Annotated in this window: 17 protein-coding genes; 10 read left to right on the top strand and 7 right to left on the bottom strand. The window is 69.9% G+C overall.

The genetic code is table 11. The features are described from left to right. Positions 1-30 precede the first annotated feature (30 nt). The 7 genes from AB0G04_RS19760 (at position 31) to AB0G04_RS19730 (ending at position 6392) form a co-directional block, all read left to right on the top strand. Positions 31-1113 carry an ABC transporter permease gene (locus AB0G04_RS19760; protein ID WP_360984254.1) on the top strand — a complete coding sequence of 361 codons (1083 nt, stop codon included), beginning with the start codon at positions 31-33 and terminating at the stop codon, positions 1111-1113. Further along, positions 1113-2120 carry an ABC transporter ATP-binding protein gene (locus tag AB0G04_RS19755; protein WP_360984251.1) on the top strand — a complete coding sequence of 336 codons (1008 nt, stop codon included), beginning with the start codon at positions 1113-1115 and terminating at the stop codon, positions 2118-2120. Before AB0G04_RS19760 ends, AB0G04_RS19755 begins: the two co-directional genes overlap by 1 nt. Then, entirely contained in the window at positions 2120-3439 is a 1320-nt protein-coding gene (locus tag AB0G04_RS19750) for a GH1 family beta-glucosidase (RefSeq protein ID WP_360984248.1), read from the top strand. The genes AB0G04_RS19755 and AB0G04_RS19750 overlap by 1 nt, the downstream gene beginning before the upstream one ends. Beyond that, entirely contained in the window at positions 3436-4260 is an 825-nt protein-coding gene (locus AB0G04_RS19745; protein ID WP_360984245.1) for a class I SAM-dependent methyltransferase, read from the top strand. The genes AB0G04_RS19750 and AB0G04_RS19745 overlap by 4 nt, the downstream gene beginning before the upstream one ends. A gap of 51 nt (positions 4261-4311) precedes the next feature. Further along, positions 4312-4512, top strand: coding sequence for a hypothetical protein (locus AB0G04_RS19740; protein ID WP_360340451.1), 201 nt, complete (start codon positions 4312-4314; stop codon positions 4510-4512). A gap of 270 nt (positions 4513-4782) precedes the next feature. Beyond that, positions 4783-5751, top strand: coding sequence for an aldo/keto reductase (locus tag AB0G04_RS19735; RefSeq protein ID WP_360984242.1), 969 nt, complete (start codon positions 4783-4785; stop codon positions 5749-5751). A 179-nt stretch (positions 5752-5930) separates the two neighbouring features. Then, positions 5931-6392, top strand: a complete 462-nt coding sequence (locus AB0G04_RS19730; RefSeq protein ID WP_360984239.1) for an NUDIX domain-containing protein — start codon at positions 5931-5933, stop codon at positions 6390-6392. 144 nt (positions 6393-6536) lie between these two features. Here the strand turns inward: AB0G04_RS19730 and AB0G04_RS19725 are convergent, their stop codons facing one another. Beyond that, on the bottom strand, positions 6537-6911 hold the full coding sequence (locus tag AB0G04_RS19725) for a cupin domain-containing protein (protein ID WP_360984236.1): 375 nt from the start codon (positions 6909-6911) through the stop codon (positions 6537-6539). Positions 6912-6984: 73 nt separating this feature from the next. Between AB0G04_RS19725 and AB0G04_RS19720 the strand changes: the two genes are divergently transcribed. After that, positions 6985-7428, top strand: coding sequence for a MarR family transcriptional regulator (locus AB0G04_RS19720; protein ID WP_360984233.1), 444 nt, complete (start codon positions 6985-6987; stop codon positions 7426-7428). Between the two features lie 529 nt (positions 7429-7957). On the opposite strand, the gene AB0G04_RS19715 is transcribed toward AB0G04_RS19720, so the two are convergent. The 3 genes from AB0G04_RS19715 to AB0G04_RS19705 all read right to left on the bottom strand — a co-directional run bounded on the left by AB0G04_RS19715 (position 7958) and on the right by AB0G04_RS19705 (position 13295). Then, positions 7958-10477 (bottom strand): DNA topoisomerase IV subunit A, encoded by a 2520-nt coding sequence (locus tag AB0G04_RS19715; RefSeq protein WP_360984230.1) that lies wholly within the window; start codon positions 10475-10477, stop codon positions 7958-7960. Positions 10478-10491: 14 nt separating this feature from the next. Next, positions 10492-12573 carry a DNA topoisomerase IV subunit B gene (locus tag AB0G04_RS19710; protein ID WP_360984228.1) on the bottom strand — a complete coding sequence of 694 codons (2082 nt, stop codon included), beginning with the start codon at positions 12571-12573 and terminating at the stop codon, positions 10492-10494. 113 nt (positions 12574-12686) lie between these two features. Next, positions 12687-13295, bottom strand: coding sequence for an adenylate/guanylate cyclase domain-containing protein (locus tag AB0G04_RS19705; RefSeq protein ID WP_360984225.1), 609 nt, complete (start codon positions 13293-13295; stop codon positions 12687-12689). A 175-nt stretch (positions 13296-13470) separates the two neighbouring features. Here AB0G04_RS19705 and AB0G04_RS19700 point away from each other — a divergent pair, with 175 nt between their 5' ends. Together AB0G04_RS19700 and AB0G04_RS19695 are read left to right on the top strand one after the other, a co-directional pair. Next, on the top strand, positions 13471-16281 hold the full coding sequence (locus AB0G04_RS19700) for an AAA family ATPase (RefSeq protein WP_360984222.1): 2811 nt from the start codon (positions 13471-13473) through the stop codon (positions 16279-16281). Between the two features lie 176 nt (positions 16282-16457). Further along, positions 16458-17228 (top strand): DUF5995 family protein, encoded by a 771-nt coding sequence (locus tag AB0G04_RS19695; protein ID WP_360984219.1) that lies wholly within the window; start codon positions 16458-16460, stop codon positions 17226-17228. Between the two features lie 6 nt (positions 17229-17234). Here the strand turns inward: AB0G04_RS19695 and AB0G04_RS19690 are convergent, their stop codons facing one another. From AB0G04_RS19690 to AB0G04_RS19680, 3 genes are read right to left on the bottom strand one after another with little or no spacing between them, the layout of a single operon-like run. Then, positions 17235-17699 (bottom strand): hypothetical protein, encoded by a 465-nt coding sequence (locus tag AB0G04_RS19690; RefSeq protein WP_360984216.1) that lies wholly within the window; start codon positions 17697-17699, stop codon positions 17235-17237. 35 nt (positions 17700-17734) lie between these two features. Continuing rightward, positions 17735-19090 carry an ATP-binding protein gene (locus tag AB0G04_RS19685; protein WP_360984213.1) on the bottom strand — a complete coding sequence of 452 codons (1356 nt, stop codon included), beginning with the start codon at positions 19088-19090 and terminating at the stop codon, positions 17735-17737. Further along, positions 19083-19769: a response regulator transcription factor gene (locus AB0G04_RS19680; RefSeq protein ID WP_360984210.1), complete on the bottom strand. Its 687-nt coding sequence runs from the start codon at positions 19767-19769 to the stop codon at positions 19083-19085. Before AB0G04_RS19680 ends, AB0G04_RS19685 begins: the two co-directional genes overlap by 8 nt. Between the last annotated feature and the right edge of the window lie 65 nt (positions 19770-19834).

Genomic DNA, 19834 nt, shown 5'->3' with positions numbered 1-19834 from the left:
GTCCGGCCGGGGCTCACGGAGGGCTGACCGGTGACGATTCCTACTTCGAGCATCGAGCAGGTCATCCCCGGCCAGGGTTCGATGGCCCAGCCGGAGGCCGGCAAGCCGGCCAGGACGAAACGCCAGCGGTTCCTGTTCCTGAGCAACCGCAAGGCCGCGACCGGCCTGGTGATCCTCGGCATCTACATCCTGCTGGCGATCATCGGCCCGTGGATCGCGCCGTTCGACCCGGGCGCCCGCGGCGACGACCTGATGCAGGGTCCGTCCGGCGAGCACTGGATGGGCACCACCCACCTGGGCCAGGACGTCTACAGCCAGCTGCTGGTCGGCACCCGCAGCGTGATCTTCGTGGGCTTCCTGGCCGGCATCGTGGCGACGATCCTGTCGGTGATCATCGGGGTCACCGCGGGCTACGTCGGCGGCAAGACCGACGAGGGCCTGTCCGCCCTGTCCAACGTCTTCCTGGTGATCCCGGCGCTGCCGCTGATCATCATCGTCACGTCGATCATGGAGAACGCCGGCGAGTGGGTGGTCGCCCTGGTCATCGGCTTCACGTCGTGGTCCTGGAACGCCCGGGTGCTGCGTGCACAGACCCTCTCGCTGCGCCGGCGCGACTACGTCGAGGCGGCCCGGGCCACCGGCGAGCGCAGCTGGCGGATCATCATCTTCGAGCTGCTGCCCAACCTGACCGCGGTGATCGCGTCCGGTTTCGTCGGCACGGTCATCTTTGCGGTGCTCTCCGAGATCACCCTGGCCTTCATCGGGATCACCTCGAGCAACACCTGGAACTGGGGCACCATCCTGTTCTGGGCGCAGGGTCAGCAGGCACTCGCCCGCTCGGCGTGGTGGTGGTTCGTCCCGGCCGGCCTGGCCATCGCGATCCTGGGCACCGCGCTCTCGCTGATCAACTTCGCGATCGACGAGTTCGTCAGCCCCCGGCTGCGCAGTGCGGGCAAGACCAAGATCAAGACCAATTCCGGCCGTACGGTCCGCATGCGCATCGGCTTCACCCCGGTGCTCAGCAACTCGCCCCGGCCGCACACCCACGCCCGCCCGATCCCGGTCGTCGACCACCACGGCGCCACCCCGGTCGTACGAAAGGAACCAGCCTGATGAGCGAGCCGGTTCTCGAGATCAAGAACCTGAACGTCGGGTACGGCCTCGGCGACCAGGGCGTCCGCGCGGTCCGGGACGTCAACCTGACCCTGCACCGGGGCGAGGTCCTGGGCCTGGCCGGGGAGAGCGGCTCCGGCAAGTCGACCCTCGCCTACGGGATGACCCGGCTGCTCGCGCCGCCCGGCGTGATCACCGGCGGTCAGGTCATCTACCACCCCGCCGAGGGCGACCCGTACGACGTGCTCGCGCTCTCCGACGAGCGTCTGCGCAAGTTCCGGTGGGCCGAGACGGCGATCGTGTTCCAGGGAGCGATGAACTCGCTCAACCCGGTGCACAAGATCTCCACCCAGCTCACCGACGTGCTCCAGGCGCACGAGCCGAAAATGAGCGAGACCAGCCGGCTGGCCCGCGCGCGGGAGATGCTCAAGCTGGTCGGCATCGCGCCGGACCGGATGGACGCCTACCCGCACCAGCTCTCCGGCGGCATGCGCCAGCGCGTCATGATCGGGATGGCGCTGATCCTGCAGCCCCAGGTCGTGATCATGGACGAGCCGACCACGGCACTCGACGTGGTCATGCAGCGGCAGATCCTGGGCCAGCTCATCGAGCTGCGCGAACGGCTCGGCTTCTCGGTCATCTTCATCACCCACGACCTGTCGCTGCTCGTGGAGTTCTCGAACCGGATCGCCATCATGTACGGCGGCCGGATCGTGGAGGAGGCACCGGCCGCCGCGATCTACCGGGACGCGCTTCACCCGTACAGCAAAGGTCTGCTGGGTTCCTTCCCGGCCCTGCGCGGACCGCGCCGTGAGCTGACCGGTATCCCGGGCTCGCCGCCCGACCTGAAGGGGATGCCGAGCGGATGCTCGTTCCATCCGCGATGCCCGAAGGCGTTCGACCCGTGCGCCGGGCACATCCCGGTGCTCGGCCGCCCGGAGACCGAGGACGGCAAGACCCGCTCGGTGGCGTGCTGGCTGCACCCGACCGAGGAACCGGTGGGCTGATGGACTTCACCTGGGGGGTCGCCACCTCGGCCTACCAGATCGAGGGCGCGGCCGCCGAGGACGGGCGGACCGCGTCGATCTGGGACACCTTCGCCCGCGACGTGGTCGGCGAGACCGGGGACGTGGCCTGCGACCACTACCACCGGATGCCGTCCGACGTACAGCTGATCAAGAGCCTGGGAGTGAACGCCTACCGGTTCTCCGTCTCCTGGACCCGGGTGCAGCCGAACGGTCGCGGCCCGGCCAACGTCAAGGGTCTCGACTTCTACGACCGCCTCGTGGACGAGTTGCTGGCCAACGGGATCGAGCCGTGGCTGACGCTCTACCACTGGGACATGCCGCAGGAGCTCGAGGACGCCGGCGGCTGGGCCAACCGGGACACGGCGTACCGGCTCGCCGAGTACTCCGAGATGGTGTTCTCCTCCTTGGGGGACCGGGTCCGGAACTGGGGAACCGTCAACGAACCCTGGTGCGTGGCCTATCTCGGTTACGAGCACGGGGTGTTCGCGCCGGGCAAGCGCGACGTGGCGGCTGCCACCGCGGCGGCGCACCACCTGCTGCTCGGGCATGGGCTGATCACTTCGTTCCTGAAGAGCCCTGAGAACAACATCTGCATCCCGCTGAACATCGGTACAGCTACGCCGGCCTCGGACGATCCACTGGACGTGGCGGCGGCGTGGCGGGCCGACGGCAACGTGGCACGGATCTTCCTCGATCCGCTGAAGTACGGCCGATACCCGGCGGACGTGCTCGAGGACCTGGCGGCCCGAGGGCTCGAGCTGCCGGTCCGCGACGGCGACATGGAGATCATCTCCCGGAACCAGATCGACACGCTCGGAGTGAACTTCTACTTCGGGCAGGACTTCGCCGGGCGTGACCTCGACGGCAACACCGTCGACGCGGCCGGACGGCCCGTGGTGCGCGAGATCAAACCGGACGTGCCGCAGACCGACCTGGGCTGGCCGATCACGCCCGACCGGTTCACCACGCTGCTGCTGCGCCTGCACCGGGACTACGGGTATCCGCTCGTGGTCACCGAGAACGGGGCGGTCTACCCGGACCACCCGGACGCGGACGGTTTCGTGGAGGACACCGAGCGGACCGCGTACCTGGCGGCCCACGTCGACGCGGTTGCGGCGGCCCGTGCCCAGGGCGCCGACGTACGCGGCTACTTTGCCTGGTCACTGATGGACAACTTCGAGTGGGCCGAGGGCTACGCGAAGCGGTTCGGCCTGGTGCACGTCGATTACGAGACCCAGCGGCGTACGCCTAAACGCAGTGCGCTGTGGTTCCGGGATCGCATAACCTCCGCTCCATGACCGACTACCTAGAGATCAACCGGGCCAACTGGGACGAGCGGGCGGCGCCGCATGCGGCGTCGCCCGGCTACCGGGTCGAGAAGTTCGCCGAGGATCCGGCGTACATCAGCGACGTGGTCCGGTTCGATCTACCCCGGCTCGGCGACGTGTCCGGGCTGCGAGGCGTGCATCTCCAGTGCCACATCGGCACCGACACGATCTCGCTGTCCCGGCTCGGCGCCCGGATGACCGGCCTCGACTTCTCCGGGGAGTCCCTGGCACAGGCCCGCTCCATCGCCGCCTCCGCCTCCGCGGAGATCGACTTCGTGCAGAGTGACGTCTACTCGGCCCGCGAAGTCCTCGACGGCGATTTCGACCTGGTCTTCACCGGGATCGGTGCGATCGGCTGGCTTCCCGACATCAAGCGCTGGGGGCAGACCGTGGCCTCCCTGCTCGCCCCCGGCGGCCGGCTGTTCATCCGTGAGGGACACCCGGTGCTGTGGTCGCTCGACTACGACCGCACCGACGGGTTGCTGTCGATCACCGAGCCGTACTTCGAGCAGAAGGAACCGCAGATCTGGGACGAGCCGGGCACCTATGTGGAGTCCGACCACGAGTTCCAGCACACGGTCACCCACGAGTGGAACCACGGACTCGGCGAGATCGTCACCGCGGTCCTCGAGGCCGGGCTCGTGCTCACCGGGCTCGAGGAGCACCAGAGCGTGCCGTGGGAGGCCATGCCCGGCAAGATGCGCAAAATCGACAACAAGGAGTGGCAGCTCACCGAGAAACCGGAGCGGCTGCCGCACACGTACACCCTGCAGGCGCGCAAGCCCGTTTAATGATCGCCTCCGCCGGGGTATGAGCCGCTCATCCCCGGCTTGGAGGCTCTCATGCGTATCGGTGCCGTCATCATCGTCATCTGGCTCGTGCTCGGCGTCATCGCCGCATACGAGCGTGGTTACTTCTCCGACAGCGAGGACGCCAGCTGCGCGGAGGCCGGCACGGTCATCGTCACGACCGTGGCCGGACCGCTGAACTGGATGGGCGTCAACCCGAAGATCACCTGCGATGTGCCGGAGCCCAGCAAGTAAGGCCTGCCGCAGGAAATTCCGCTCGTCGATGTGCCGGGTGGGCTCGCCGAAGAACAGCTCCGGATCGGCCGGGCCCACCGCCAGGTGCAGGGGTGTCCCGCCGGTACTCGCCCGGTAGTCACCCACTGCGCCACGACGTCCACTGCTCCCCTTCCCTGTTGAAGCGCGGGGAAGCACGGACTGTTCACGTGACGGATCAGCTGTTGATCTGGAGCGCGCTCCAGGTTCTACCGTCGAGACCGGATCGACCGGATCAACGGGGAGGACACCATGGAAACACGCGAGTTCGGCCGTCTCGGAAACATCAGCTCGCTGACTCTCGGTGGTGGAGGAATCGGCGGCGTGTGGGGTACGACAGACCGCGCGGAAGCGGTCGCCACCGTCCACGACGCACTCGACGCCGGCATCACCATGCTCGACCTGGCGCCCAGTTACGGCACCGGATTCGAGTCCGAGCACGCGGCCGCCGACGCGCTCCGGGGCATCCGGACCGATGTCATGATCACCAGCAAGGTACAGCTGCCCGACGACGACGGCCGCGACTTCGCCGCCCGCATCCGCCGCAGCCTCCACGACAGCCTCACCCGCCTGGAACGCGACCACCTCGACGTGCTCCTGCTGCACACCCAGTTCCGCCGCACCGGTGCCGCGCTGCCCGGAACCGTGGACCCGGCCGGCTACCGCGACGAGATCGTCCCCACCTTCCTCGAACTCGAGAAGGAAGGTCTCATCCGCGGCTGGGGCATCACCGCCGTCGGCGACCCCGAACCGATCCTCAGCGCCTTCGCGGACACTCCGCGCCCCGACACCGCCCAGATCGTCGTCAACGCCCTCGACCAGAACGGTGACCTCTGGATCCACGGCGACAGCGTCCAGCCCGACAACCCCGGACTGGTCCGCGCCGCCGCCTCGGCCGGCGTCGCCGTCACCGCCATCCGGGTGGTCGCCGCCGGCTCGCTCACCGGTGCGCTGGACCGCTCCGTACCCGCCGACCACCCGGCGGCCGTCGACTTCGCCCGCGCGGCGCCGTTCCGAGCCCTCGCTGCGTCACTCGGCGAGACGCCGGCGTCGCTGGCCCACCGGTACGCCCTCAGCGTTCCCGGCGTGGCCACCGTCGTTCTCGGCGTCAAGAACCGGGATGAGCTGGCGGAATGTGTCGCGGCGGAGGCCCGGGGGCCACTTGCGGCCGACGAGTTCGACGCTGTTGAGGGGCTGGTTCCGGCTGCGGCCGGCCGCTGAGAGTGCCTTCCGGCCGCCGGCGCGTCCTGCCGGCGGCCGGGCGATGCGGCCACGTCTTACCGGCGGCCGGGCGATGCGGCGCGGCAGAGCGGTGCGGCGCGGCAGTGCGGTGCGGTGGCCGGGGTGCGACCCCGCGTCCCGGCGCGCCGTCGTGTGCGCGGATCATCCACAATGCCGGGATGTCCGCTGAGTCCCGCCTCTCCGCCGCATCCTCCCACCGGCCCGTGGTGGGTGTCGGCATGCTTGTCCTCCGTGCGGACAACGCCGTTCTGCTCGGTCGGCGGATCAAGCAGGGCGAATCGATGACCTGGTGCCTCCCGGGCGGCCACCTGGAGGCGGCCGAATCCTTCGAGCAAGGCGCGGAACGGGAAACCTTGGAGGAGACCGGCCTTATCGTGACCGGCTCACGCGTCTTCGGTATCGCCGTGGATCTGGCCGGGAGCGGCATCGTCGCGGGCGTGGCCGCCGAACACACCGGTGGTGATCCGGCAGCACTCGAACCGCACGTCTTCGACCGCTGGGAGTGGTACCCGCTGGACGGTCTCCCGGGGCAGCTCTTCCCGGCGAGCGCCGTCCTGCTCGCCATGTGGCGGCGGGAGGCCCTGCCTGCCGGCTGGTCCAGCCACTATTTCGCCGGCTGATCAGCCCGCGACCGCTTTCGCGGCCGGGCCGGTGTTCCGCCCGGACGCTCGACCCGGTCCCGGCGCGGACGTCCACTGCGGCCCGGCGCGGACGTCCACTGCGCCCGGCGCGGACGTCCGCCGCGGCCGGCGCGGGCTGAGGGTTCAGCTCACCCAGGGTGGGGTGATGGTGGAACCGTCCGGCAGGGTCGCCTCGAAGCCGGCGCTGGTGGTCACCCAGGCCTCGACGGTCGCCGGACCTTCGTTGTCCGCCCGGAACTCGGTGCCGGCCGGCACCACCAGCACGTCCCCGGCCACGACGCGACCGGCGACACCGTCGATGCTTACCGCGAGCTCACCGGCCGAGATCATCAGCACCTCGTCGCGACTCACCCGGTGCGGGACACCGGTCACGCCGCCGGTGATCTCGATCCGCCAGGCGCACAGTTCCCGGCTTCCGGTGGACGGTGACGCGTAGGCGTGGAACACACTTCCGTGCAGCCGGTGCGCGACCGCCTCGGCACGTCGATAGATCGGCATGTCTCCCCCTGACGTAGTCAAGTAGCTTGACCATATAGTCAAGCTACTTGACCGACATGTCAAACTGTCTTCTGTGCGAGACGATCTTCAGGACCTCCCGGTGTTGCTGCTGAGCGCGGCGCGGGCGCTGGTCGACGGCATTGATTCCGGCGTACGCGCGAGCGGCTTCACCGATCTCCGCCCTGCACACGGATTCGCTTTTGTCCGGCTCTCCGGCACCGGCGCGACGGTCACCGAACTCGCCGAACACCTCGAGATCACCAAACAGGCCGCCAGTCAGATGGCCGACGAACTGATCCGCAAGGGCTACGTGATGCGCCGGCCCCACCCCACCGACGCCCGCGCACGTCTCCTGCTCCTGACCGAAAAAGGTCAGGCCTGCACCCGAGCCGCCGACGAGGCCGCCGCACGGGTGCTCCGCCCGCTGGCAACGTCCCTCAGCCCGGCGGAGGCCGGCGCGCTACGGTCCGCGCTCCTCCACCTGGCCACTCCGGGCCGCATTCGCCCGATCTGGTGACCCGGCCAGACCCGAGTGTGACCTACGTCCGATCCGAGCCACAGATCACCACGCAGAAGCGCTGACACCAACTCCGTGGCCTACCCACGCCGCAGATCACCACGTAGAAACGCCGACACGCACCCCGTGCCAACCTACGACCACATACAGACCACAGATCACCACGCAGGAGCGCTGACACCCGGTCGGTGGCGACCCACGACCAGCTACGGACCACAGCTCACCACGCAAAAGCGCCGGCGCCCGCTCGGTGGCGACCCACGACCGGAAAACGCGCTACCGATCACCACGCGGTAGTGGGCATCAGGAGCGGCGGTTCGGCGAGGTTCGCGCGGTGCGCGTCGCGCCGTGGTCCGCAATCGCCTAGCTCGCTGAGAGCGGCGCTCCGGCCGTACCGGCAACCGAGAGCGGCTCCGGCCGTACCGGCGAAGGTTGAGAAAGAACCCCGGTGGCCGGGCCGATCGCAGCGGTGACGGAATGCCGGAGGGGCGGGGATCGCCCGATGCGATCCCCGCCCCTCCGTACGGCGTCAGTCCCGTTCGATCAGGTGGCCGATGAGCTGCGGGCCCATCAGGACCGGGTTGCCGGACCCGTCGCGGCGCGCGTCGGGTTCGGGGAGTTCGACCGGCTCACCGGTGGTGGAGGCGCCGACCGGGCGTGGGCCGACCCAGGCGACGGTGAGGCGTGTCTCTCCCCTGAGGAAGCGCTGGACCCGGACACCGCCGGTGGCTCTGCCCTTCGCCGGGTAGGAAACGAACGGTGACATCTTGACCTGCGTGCCGGTGGAGGTGACGACCATCGGCTCGCCGTGTGCGGTGTCGGAGGTGACGACCGCGTTGAAGGAGATCACCTCGGCGTCGGGAGCCAGGTTGATGCCGGCCATGCCACCGCCCTTGAGGCCCTGTGGCCGTACGAGCCGGGCCGGGAAGCGGAGCAGGTTGGCGTCGGACGTGATGAACACGAGCGATTCGGCGCCGTCGGTGAGCCAGGTCGCCTCGAGGACCTCGTCGCCCTCCTTGAGGGTGATCACCTCGAACTCGTCGGAGCGGACCGGCCACTCCGGGGCGCAGACCTTGACGATGCCGAACTTGGTGCCCATCGCGATGCCGGGCGATTCGCCGGCGGTGAGCGGCGCCATGCCGATGACCTTCTCGCCCTTGTGCAGTGGCACCAGTTCGGAGGCGGACATGCCGCCGCGCAGCGAGACGGTGCCGGACTGCTCGGGCAGGACCGGCAGGGTGAGGACGTCGGTCTTGAACGCCCGGCCGCGGTTGGTGACGAGCAGGATGCGGCCGCGGGCGGTGGAGTGGATGATCGCGCGGACGGCGTCGTGTTTGACCCGGCCGCTGCGGCTGCGGGCCTCGGTGGACTCCTCGCTCTCGGCCGCGGTCCGGGCGATCAGGCCGGTGGCGGAGAGAATGACCTGGCAGGGGTCGTCGGCGACCTCGAGCGGACCGGCCGGGACCGACGCCGCGAGAACCTCTTTCAGGTCACCGTCGATGAGGGTGGTCCGCCGGGCCGTGCCGAATTCCTTGGCGACGGCGGCGAGTTCGTCGGAGACGACCTTCTTGAGTACGGTCTCGTCGTCGAGGATGCGGCTGAGCTCGGCGATCTCGTTGCGCAGCCGGTCCTGTTCGGCTTCCAGCTCGATCCGGTCGAACCGGGTGAGCCGCCGCAGCGGGGTGTCGAGGATGTAGGTGGCCTGGATGTCGGAGAGCCCGAACTCGCTCATCAGGCCGGTCTTGGCAGCGGCCGCGTCGTCGCTGGCGCGGATCAGCGCGACCACCCGGTCGATGTCGATGAGGGCGATGAGCAGGCCGTCGACGAGGTGCAGGCGGTCCTCGCGCTTGGTGCGGCGGTAGAGCGTCCGGCGCGTGACCACGTCGTAGCGGTGCTGGACGAACACCTCGAGCAGTGCCTTGAGCCCGAGGGTGCGCGGCTGGCCGTCGACGAGTACCAGGTTGTTGATGCCGAACGAGCTCTCCAGCGGGGTGAGCCGGTAGAGGTCGGCGAGCAGCGCCTGCGGGTTGACGCCGATCTTGCACTCGATGACGAGGCGGGTGCCGTGCTCGCGGTCGGTGAGGTCCTTGACGTCGGCGATGCCGGTGAGGCGGGCGGCCTGGCGCTGGCCACGCCGCGGGCCGGAGGTGATCACCTTGCCCTTCACCTCGTCGGTGATCGCCTCGATGATCTTCTCGGTGCCGACGCCGTAGGGCAGCTCGGTCACCGTGATCGCCTGCCGTCCGCGGCCGCCCTCGAGCAGGCCGGTCTCGGCACGGGCCCGGATACGGACGACACCGCGGCCGGTCTCGTACGCCCGGCGCACCTCGTCGAGGCCGAGGAGCTGGCCACCGGTCGGCAGGTCGGGGCCGGGAACGAAGCGCATGATCTCGTCGAGGCTCGCCCCCGGTTTCTTGATCAGGTGCCGGGCGGCGGCCACGACCTCGCCGAGATTGTGCGGGATCATGTTGGTCGCCATGCCCACGGCGATGCCGGACGTGCCGTTGACCAGCAGGTTCGGGAAGGCCGCGGGCAGCACCTTGGGCTCCTGCTCGGAGCCGTCGTAGGTGGGCTTGAAGTCGACTGTGCCCTCGCCGAGCTCGCCGACGAGCAGCATCGCCTCGCGGGACATGCGCGCCTCGGTGTACCGCGCGGCGGCCGGGCCGTCGTCGGGCGAGCCGAAGTTGCCGTGCCCGTCGATCAGCGGGGTGTTGAGCGAGAAGTCCTGAGCGAGCCGGACCAGGGCGTCGTAGATCGCCACGTCGCCGTGCGGGTGGTACTTACCCATCACGTCGCCGACGACGCGGGCCGACTTCACGTACGGCCGGTCGGGTCGTTGTCCCTGTTCGGACATCGACCAGAGGATCCGCCGGTGTACCGGCTTGAGGCCGTCGCGGGCGTCGGGCAGGGCGCGCGAATGGATGACGGAGTAGGCGTACTCCAGGTAGGAGTCTTCGACCTCGGTGATGAGCGGGTTGTCGATGACCCGGGCACCGGCCTGGTCGAACGCGGAAAGGTCGACGCGCTTGTCGGATTTACGGCGTGCCATTGGTAGCGGCCCTCTCAGGCGTCGATCGTCTCTTGGTCGATCCGGCCCGCGGCCTCGATCAACCAGTTCTTCCGGGGCTCGACCCGTTCACCCATCAGCAGTTCGAGGGTGGCTTCGGCTTTTTCGGCGTCCTCGATGGTGATCCGCCGGACGGTCCGTTCAGCCGGGTTCATCGTGGTGTCCCACAACTCGTCGGCGTCCATCTCACCGAGGCCCTTGAACCGGGGCACCGGTTTCTGCACCTGCCGGCCGGAGCGCTCGATGCGGGAGACGGTGCTCTCCATCTCCTGCTGGGTGTAGGTGTAGAGGGTCTCCGCGTTGCGGCCCTTGGTGACCACCTTGTGCAGCGGTGGCATCGCGGCGAAGAGCCGGCCGTTCTCGATGACGGGCCGCATGTACTTGGCGAAGAGCGTGATCAGCAGGGTCCGGATGTGCGAGCCGTCGACGTCGGCGTCCGCCATGATCATGACGCGGCCGTAGCGCATCGAGCCGATGTCGAAGGTGCGGCCCGAGCCGGCGCCGAGGACCTGGACGATCGCCGAGCACTCGGCGTTGTCGAGGACCTGCTGCAGGCTCGCTTTCTGCACGTTCAGGATCTTGCCGCGGATCGGCAGGAGGGCCTGGTACTCCGAGGAACGGGCCATCCGGGCGGTGCCGAGCGCGGAGTCACCCTCGACGATGAACAGCTCGGAGCGGTCGATGCCGATGGCACGGCAGTCGACCAGCTTGGCCGGCATCGACGCGCCCTCGAGGGCGGTCTTGCGGCGGGCGGCGTCCTTCTGCTGTTTCTGGGTGAGCCGGACACGGGCCGCGTCCACCACCTTCTGCAGGACGGTGCGGGCCTCCGTCTTGGTGCGGCGGCCGTCGATCCACTCCTTCAGGTACGTCTCGACGAGGCCCTGCATCACCCGCGCCACACCGGCCGTGGACAGCTCGTCCTTGGTCTGCGAAGTGAACTGGGGCTCCGGCACGCGGACGTGGATGACCGCGGTCATGCCCTCCAGGAAGTCGTCCAGGACGGGCGGCTCCTCCTTGGGCTTGAGCAGTCCGCGGGCGTTGCGGATGGCCTCGGTCAGGGCGCGCACCAGGGCTCGCTCGAAGCCCTTGCGGTGGGTGCCGCCGTGCACGTTGCGGATGGTGTTGCTGAAGCATTCGACGGTCCGCTCGTAGCCGGTGCCCCAGCGGAACGCGACCTCGATCTGTGCGGTCCGGACGACGTTGGACTGCATGACACCGTTGGCGTCGGCGGCGTTCTCCTTGTAGGTCCCCTCGCCGGTGACCATCAGGATGCCGGAGACCGGCTTGTCCGAGGCCGGGGTGAGGAACTCGACCATGTCGGTGAGGCCGTTGGGATAGTGGAACGACTCGGTGGCCGGCTCCTCGGCGGTCGCGTCGAAGAGCGAATACTGCACGCCGGGAACCAGGAACGCGGTGTTGCGCAGCTTGGTACGGACGGCGTCGACGTCGAGCCGGGCACCGGTCTCGAAGTAGCGGGCGTCGTACCAGTACCTGATCGAGGTACCGGTCGGCTCGCCGCGCTTCATCCGCCGTGCCACCCGCAGGCCGGGCTGGGCGGTGAACGGCGCGTCCGGGCCGGGGCCGTCGAAGACCCCGGGCACGCCGCGCTGGAACGAGATCTCGTGCACCTTGCCGTCACGCTTCACGGTGACGTCGAAGCGCAGGGACAGGGCGTTGACCGCCGAGGCGCCGACACCGTGCAGGCCGCCGGAGGTCTTGTAGCCGGAACCGCCGAACTTGCCGCCCGCGTGCAGGCGGGTCAGCACGAGTTCGACACCGCTGATGCCGGACTTGGCGTGCACGTCGGTCGGGATGCCCCGGCCGTCGTCGTCGACCTGGACGGAGCCGTCGCTGTGCAGCGTGATGGCGATCCGGGTGGCATGGCCGCCGACGCCCTCGTCGGTGCAGTTGTCGATGATCTCGTTGGCGAGGTGGTTGATCCCTCGGCTGTCCGTGGACCCGATGTACATACCCGGGCGTTTTCGGACAGCGTCAAGCCCTTCGAGGTGCGTGAGGTCGTCAGCCCCGTACAAGGTCTCTGGTTGCGCGGTCACGAGGCGGCACTCCCGGTCGGGCATGGTGGTCTAGGACGGCGCGAGCCTACCCGGCGCCTACGACACTTCTGCCTCAGGCGAGGCAGGTCTAGACCAGTCCGTGGCTAAAATAGGGATGATCCACCCCAAGAAGTGCGCTACGCCACACTAGCCAACGGCACGGTCTGCGGTTGCAGGGCCCGGAACAGGTCCAGCGGGTACGACTTGCCCGGAACCGACACCGGCGGCAACTCCTGGTAGGCGATGAGCGTGTCGGTCACGTCCCGGGTCGCTGAACAGACCACCACGGTGTCGTGCGGCGCGTACGCCTGCAGCCGGGCGGCCGTGCTCACCACGCTGCCGCTGATCATCGCGTAACCGCCGTCGAACGCGGCCATCGGGTCGACGATCACCTCGCCGGTGGCCAGCCCCACGCGGGTCCGGACGGGGAACCTGCCGGCCAGGAGTCGCCCCCTCAACGCCTCCTGGACCGACAGGCCCGCCTGTACCGCGGAGGCGGCCGCCTCCGGGCCGAACCCGTTCTCCGCGGCACCGAACACCGCCATCACCGCGTCGCCCACGTACTTCTCGACGATCCCGCCGCATCTGCGGACCACGGTGGAGACAGCCGAGAAGTAGTCGCGCTGCAGCGCCCGAACCTCCGCGCAGTCCAGCCGGTCCACCAGTGAGGTGAAGCCGACTATGTCGATGAACAGCACGGTCACGATCTGCCGCCGCTCCATAACGGCGCTGGTGATGGTGGTCATGTCTTCGCTCCCCCAGGATCACTGCGTTGACCGGGAGTACGGTGCCAGCCCCGGCCAAGACGCGGATCCGCAGAACTACGTATCTCTGAGCGCATCGAATTCCGTCGTTTTTGTGACGCAGAACAGTCCGAACCGACGACATAGTGATAGGCGGATACGGATTAGGCTGCCGGGCATGGCCAGACAGGGGGACGACGGGCCGCTTGTCGGGCGCACCGGCACGCTGGCCGACATCCAGTCAAACCTGCGCAACGTCGGCCCCGGCGGAACGGCTGCGGTGTTCGTGACCGGGGAGAGCGGCGTCGGCAAGAGCCGGCTGTTGCGGGAGGCCGCCGACGCCTTGCGCGGGACGGGCTTCTCCGTACTGTTCGGCACGTGCCTGGACATCGGCGACGCCTCACCGCTGCACCCGGTGCTGCAGGCGCTGCGCCGGCACGACGGTTCCGGACCGGCCGGCACCGCCGACGACGCGGGTGCGCTGCTCGAACGGGTCTCCCGCGACCTGCGGACGATCGCCGGCGACCAGCAGCTCCTGCTGGTGCTCGACGATCTGCAATGGGCCGACCGCAGCACCCGGCAGCTGCTGCTCTATCTGCTTGCCGGCCTGGGCGACGTCCGGGTGTCGGTGCTCGCCGCGATCCGGGCCGAGGCGCTGCACGGCACCCACCCGCTGCGCCGGGTGCTGGCCGAGCTGCGCCGCCTGCGGTCGGTACGGGTGGTCGACCTGGCACCTCTCGACCAGGAACAGACCCGGGAACTGGTGACCGCGATCGTCGGCGGCACGGTGGCCCTGGAGGACGCCGACCGGGTCTACAAGCGCAGCGGCGGCAATCCGTTCGTCGCCGAGGAGCTCTCCCGTGACCTGCGCGACGGCCGGGTCGAGCTCTCCGACACGTTGCGCGAGATCTTCCTGTCCCGGGTGGACGAGCTGCCGCCGAACGCGCACACCGTGGTGCACGCCATCGCCGCCGGTGTCGAGCCGATCGAGCACGCCGTGCTGGCCGGGGTGGTCCCGCTGCCGGAGGATCAGCTGATCGAGGCGGTCCGGGCGGCCGTCACGCACCGCTTCGTGGCCAGCGACCGGGACGGTTACAAGCTGCGTCACCGCCTGGTCGCCGAGGTGCTGGAGCAGGAGGTGCTGCCGGCCGAGGCGGCGTCCCTGCACCGCCGTTACGCGGAGACCCTGGAGTCGCTGGACGGCGAGCCGGACAACGCGCGGCTGGCCTTCCACTGGCAGCAGGCCGGTGAGCCGGACCGGGCGCTGCCGCCGGTGGTGGCCGCCGCCCGCGCCGCCGAGCGGATGTACGGCTTCGCCGAGGCCCACCGTTACTGGACCATCGCGCTGCAGCTGTCGACCGACACCGATCGCCGCCGCACCGAGTTGCTCGGGCACGCCGCCGAGTCGGCCCACCAGTGCGGTGAGCACCTGCTGGCGCTGGCCCGGCTCGAGGAGCTGGCCGGTCGTCCGGACGCGCCCGGTCAGTCCGATCTGCATCTGCGCCGGGCCCGCTACCTGGCCGCGGCCGGCCGGTCGGCGACCGCCGAGGTGGAGTACCAGCGTGCTCTGGAGGCGCCGGACTGCACTCCGCGCCGGCGGGCGTCGGCCGCGGCGTACCTGGCCGAGCTTCTCCTGCATCTGGGCCGGTACGCCGACGCCAACCAGCACGCCCGCGAGGCTCTCGAGCTGGCCGCGGTGAACGGTGCCACCACCGACCTGGTGCGGGCGAGTGCCGCGCTGGGCTTCAGCGCGGCGTTCCGCGAGGACCCGGACGCCGGCCTGGCCGTCATCCGGCAGGCCGTGGAGATCGCCGAACGCTCCGGCCACCCGGACGACCTGGGTGTGGCCTACCTGCACCTGGCGGAACTGCTGGCCGGCCCGCTCAACAGCATCGAGGAGGGCGTGCTGGTGGCGCGCCGCGGTGCCGACCTGCTGGCCGCCCGCGGGGTGGGCCGCACCTACCAGACCCGGCTGCTGGCGATCGCCGCGAAGGGACTGTTCCGCAACGGTCAGTGGGCCGAGGCGTACGCGGTGCTGGAGACCGCGATGCGTAACCACCCGTCCGGTGCCGACGCGGTCGAGCTGCTGCTCGCCCGCTCGCAGCTGTGGGTCGGGTTCGGCGAGGTCGACAATGCCCGCCGCGACCTGGACGCGGTGGCGACACTGCTGGCCGGCGGCGGGGCCCGGCACGTGCTGCCGATGCTGACGCTCCGGGCGGGCCTGGCCATGTGGCAGGGCGAGCACGCCGAGGCCCGCGCGGCGGTGCAGCGTGGCCTCACCGAGACCCGGTCCGATGATCTGGTGCTGATGGGGGTGCTGGCCTGGCACGGCTTGCGGGCCGAGGCCGAGGCGTACGTGGCCGGCCAGCCGAACGATCACGGTGCGCTCCGCCGCCTGCGGACGGTGATGGAACGCCTGGTCAAGGGCGTGGGCGACGCGCCGCCCGCGGTCCGTGCGGTGGTCGACGGATACCTCGACCTGTGCACCGCGGAGCTGAGCCGGGTCGAGGACCGGCAGGATCCGGAACCGTGGGCGCGGGCGGCCGCCACCTGGGACCGGCGTCAGCAGCCGTACCCGGCGGCCTACTCCCGGCTGCGGCATGCCGAGGTGTCGCTGCAGCGCCGGATCCGGCGGCCGGCGGCGATCACCGGGCTCCGGCAGGCGTACGCGGCGGCCACGGCGATGGGTGCCCGCCCGTTCGCCAACGAGATCATCGGGGTGGCCCAGCGGTTCAAGGTCACCCTCGGCGAGGACGTGCAGGCGCTGACACCGGCCGGTCCGGAACGGGCCGCCGACGAGCTGTCCACGCTGACCGGGCGGGAGCGGGAGGTCCTGGCCGCGGTGGCCGAGGGCCTGACCAACCGCGAGATCGGTGAGCTGCTGTTCATCAGTGAGCGCACCGTCGGCGTGCACCTCGGGCACATCTTCGACAAATTGCAGGTACGCACTCGCGTACAGGCCAGTCGTGTCTTCCTGACTGCGGCTTGACCAGGCGATCGTTATCTCGCCGTGACATACGTACACGGAATAAGTAGTTCTACCGATCCGATGACGGACCCCCGGTGGAAGGGTAGGTGCCACGGGGGAGCACCGCCCGGCGGCGGAAGTGTCGCCGGGCGGTGCTGGGGGCCCTCCGTTGTGTTGCATCACCCACGGAGGAACCCATGACCCAGCCCATCTGGGGCCCCGTTCAGCGGGAGATGTCCGATCTCCTGCAACGGCACCCCGACGATGTACCCGGAGTGGTCGAGCTACTCGCTGAAGTGCAGGTCGTCCTGTGCCGCGTGCCGCCGTTGCTCGACAGCAACCCGCTCGCCGACTTCAACAAGCTCTACCACACGATCACCGAGAACGTGCTCGAGCGTCTCTACGCCGGCAAGTTCAAGGACCCCGCGTTCCTCGCCCGGCTCGATGTCGAATTCGCCGCCCGTTACTTCGACGCGCTGCGATATTGGACCGAGGGCAGCCCGGCGTGCCCGGGCGTGTGGGCCGGTCTGTTCTGCCGGGTCCCCGGCCCGGACGCACGCGCGCTTCCGTCGGCCATCGCCGGAGTCAACGCGCACATCAACTTCGACCTGCCGTTCGCGCTGGTCACCACGTTCGACCACCTGGGCAGCGACCCGGTCGACGGCAGCGACCAGCATCAGGACTATCTGCAGGTCAACGACATCTTCGCCGAGGAGATCCCCGGTCTTCGCCGCGGCTATCTGGACCGCTGGCAGCTGCTCATCGACACGATGAACGGCGACCTGGACGACTGGTGGCAGGGCGAGATGGTGGAGTACACCCGCAATGTCGCATGGCGAAACGCTCAGAAGATCTGGGCGATCCGGCACGACCTGGGCGCACTCGACAAGGAACGCCGTCGCCTCGACAACACCGCCACCGGCCTCGGCAAGCTGCTGCTGTCACCGTTCGGCGGCTTCCTGCAGTGACGGCTGTCAACCGATGATGATCAGGCGGGCCGTGGTGGCAGAGCCCTCACGGATCCCGCCGGCCCCGACCTTCACACCGGGCCGCACCGCGCTGCGCTCGGCCTTCTCCCGCTTCTCGACGACGCGTGCCTTCTCCCCGAAGGCCCAGGTCAGCTCGTAACCGTCGGCCGACTTGACGGTGAAACCCTTGTCGTCGGCGGCGGTCACCTCGCCACGCTGCACCACGATCGTGCGATCCTCGCCCTTGCGGCTGCGCACCACCACCTCGCCGTGCAACGTGTTCTTCCGCAACAGTTTGCGCACCGCGCGCGGCCGCTCGGCCCGGGTGTCCCCCGCCGCGTCCGCGGTGTACCCGACCTCCTGCAACGCCACCATCTCGGCGGTTGCACCGGCGGCATCGGCGGCCGGCGCCCCACATCCGGTCAGAGCGAGGGCAACGGCAAAACCGGCGATCTTCGCTGTACGAGTCATGCGAGCGATTCTGCGGCCGTACCGATCGGGCCCGATCAGCGAAGTGTTCGAGTTCCGTAAGGGAGTTCGACGGTGAACATCGCCCCGCCCTCGGGGGCGTGACCGGCCGAGATCCGCCCGCCGAGCCGCGTCACCAGGCGGGCGGCCAGGGCCAGGCCGAGTCCGCTGCCCACCTTGCGCACCCCGCGGTACCGCCTGTTCAGCTCGCCCCGGTCGAAGGCGACCGCCAGATCGTCGTCGGTGAAGCCGGGACCGCCGTCGCGTACCTCGATGATCCCGGCATGTTCGCCGGACCGGACTTCGAGGACCAGCGGCGCGCCGGCCGGGACCACCCGCAGCGCGTTCTCGAGGAGGCCGTCGAGTACCTGACGGATCCGCCCTGGATCGGTGTCGACGGCAACCGGCCCGGCCGGCGCCCGCACGGTGAGGTCCGGCCCGTTGCCGGCGCAGCGCGTCACCCACGCCTGCCCCGTCTCCCGGACCAGCTCCGCCAGGTCGACCCCGGTGACGTCGAGAGGCAGATCCGCGGCCTCCAGCCGGGCCAGCACCAGAAGATCGGAGATCAGCCGGTCCAGGCGCTGTGCCTCGGCCAGCATCGTCGAGGCGGCCGGGCCCGTGTCGTCGCCGCTGATCACGCCGTCGGCGAGGGCCTCGGCGTATCCGCGGATCGTGGCCAGCGGTGTGCGGAGTTCGTGCGACACCGACAGCAGGAAGTCGCGCTCCCGGCCCTCGCTGGTCTGCAGGGCTGACGCGAGCTGGTTGAACGCGTCGGCGAGACGCACCGCTTCGGCCGGGCCGCGGCGGGCGATCCGTACCGAACGGTCCCCCGCGGACAGACGGCCCGCGGCCGACGCTGCCAGCCGGATGGGCCTGGCCACAAACCGGGCCAGCAACGCGCCGGCCAGCACACCGCCGAGCAGGCCGGCGAGCAGCGCCACCCAGACACCGCGCAGGACCCGCCACGCGATCCCGGACGCCATCCGGCGGGTGAGCACGACACCGCTCGACGCACCCGGCAGCGGACGCCCGGCGATGAACGACGGCCGGCCATCGACCTGGGCCCGGATGTCGACGGTCTCGCCGGCCGTGACCCGGCGAACCACCCGCGGCGGCAGGCCCTCCCGGTCGACGCGACCGTTCCTGATCACGTAGATCTCGACGTCCTCGGCGCGCAGGCGCTCAGCGATCCGCCTGCGGGCCGCCGGACGCTCATCGGTGAGCAGCTCCACCGCGAGGACCGTCTTGTCCATCAGCTCGGCGCGGATCTGCGTGTTCACCGAGGTGACCGCGATCGGTACGGCCACCATGGCGGTGACGATCACGGCGACCACCGCGGTGGCCACCGTCACCAGGACGGCGCGGCCGGTCAGCGTACGTAAGAAGTCACGCATCCGCCGTGTACCCGACCCCGCGCACGGTGCGGACGAGGCCGGCGGCCGGACCGAGCTTGGCGCGCACCTGCGCCACGTGCACGTCGACGGTACGAGTACCGGCGTGCGAGGCGTAGCCCCAGACCGCGGCCAGCAACTCCTCCCTGGTGAACACTCGTCCCGGACGGCCCAGCAGGTGCGCGAGCAGATCGAACTCGGTCGCCGTCAAGGTCAGCGGGTGACCGGCCACAGTGACGGACCGCCGGCCCGGATCGAGGACCAGGGGGCCGAGGACGCGTACCCGATCGGTCTCGGCGACGACGGCCGAGCGGCGCAGCAGCGCCTTGACCCGCGTCACCAGCTCACGCGGGCTGAACGGTTTGGTCACGTAGTCGTCGCCGCCCAGCTCGAGCCCGACGATCCGGTCGATCTCGTCGTCCCGCGCGGTCAGGAAGATCACCGGAGTCCAGTCCCCGTCGGCACGCAGCCGGCGGCAGATGTCGGTACCGTCCATCCCCGGCACGGCGATGTCCAGGATGCACGCGACCGGACGCAGCCGGCGGGCCGCGTCCAGGCCGGCCGTTCCGTCGTGCTCGACCTGCACCCCGAAGCCCTCGCGGCTCAGGTAGAGCCGGACCAGGTCAGCGATCGGCCGCTCGTCCTCGACCACCAGGACGAGTCCCTTTCCCGCGTCCGTCACCGCTCCATCATGCCGCCGACCGGCTGCCCCGATTGTTCGAGGAAGGTAAGGCCTACCCCCAGCTG

This window comes from Actinoplanes sp. NPDC023801 (assembly GCF_040639655.1).
Lineage (GTDB): Bacteria > Actinomycetota > Actinomycetes > Mycobacteriales > Micromonosporaceae > Actinoplanes.
Note: the sequence above shows the minus strand (reverse complement) of the source record. Positions and strands in the feature narration are given on the sequence as shown.

Excerpts from the sequence above, each read along its gene's own strand:
- AB0G04_RS19745 (WP_360984245.1), top strand. The coding sequence starts at position 3,436 with ATGACCGACTACCTAGAGATCAACCGGGCCAACTGGGACGAGCGGGCG.
- AB0G04_RS19710 (WP_360984228.1), bottom strand. The coding sequence starts at position 12,573 with ATGCCCGACCGGGAGTGCCGCCTCGTGACCGCGCAACCAGAGACCTTG.
- AB0G04_RS19735 (WP_360984242.1), top strand. The coding sequence starts at position 4,783 with ATGGAAACACGCGAGTTCGGCCGTCTCGGAAACATCAGCTCGCTGACT.
- AB0G04_RS19685 (WP_360984213.1), bottom strand. The coding sequence starts at position 19,090 with ATGCGTGACTTCTTACGTACGCTGACCGGCCGCGCCGTCCTGGTGACG.
- AB0G04_RS19690 (WP_360984216.1), bottom strand. The coding sequence starts at position 17,699 with ATGACTCGTACAGCGAAGATCGCCGGTTTTGCCGTTGCCCTCGCTCTG.
- AB0G04_RS19750 (WP_360984248.1), top strand. The coding sequence starts at position 2,120 with ATGGACTTCACCTGGGGGGTCGCCACCTCGGCCTACCAGATCGAGGGC.
- AB0G04_RS19715 (WP_360984230.1), bottom strand. The coding sequence starts at position 10,477 with ATGGCACGCCGTAAATCCGACAAGCGCGTCGACCTTTCCGCGTTCGAC.
- AB0G04_RS19700 (WP_360984222.1), top strand. The coding sequence starts at position 13,471 with ATGGCCAGACAGGGGGACGACGGGCCGCTTGTCGGGCGCACCGGCACG.
- AB0G04_RS19725 (WP_360984236.1), bottom strand. The coding sequence starts at position 6,911 with ATGCCGATCTATCGACGTGCCGAGGCGGTCGCGCACCGGCTGCACGGA.
- AB0G04_RS19695 (WP_360984219.1), top strand. The coding sequence starts at position 16,458 with ATGACCCAGCCCATCTGGGGCCCCGTTCAGCGGGAGATGTCCGATCTC.
- AB0G04_RS19755 (WP_360984251.1), top strand. The coding sequence starts at position 1,113 with ATGAGCGAGCCGGTTCTCGAGATCAAGAACCTGAACGTCGGGTACGGC.
- AB0G04_RS19705 (WP_360984225.1), bottom strand. The coding sequence starts at position 13,295 with ATGACCACCATCACCAGCGCCGTTATGGAGCGGCGGCAGATCGTGACC.
- AB0G04_RS19740 (WP_360340451.1), top strand. The coding sequence starts at position 4,312 with ATGCGTATCGGTGCCGTCATCATCGTCATCTGGCTCGTGCTCGGCGTC.
- AB0G04_RS19730 (WP_360984239.1), top strand. The coding sequence starts at position 5,931 with ATGTCCGCTGAGTCCCGCCTCTCCGCCGCATCCTCCCACCGGCCCGTG.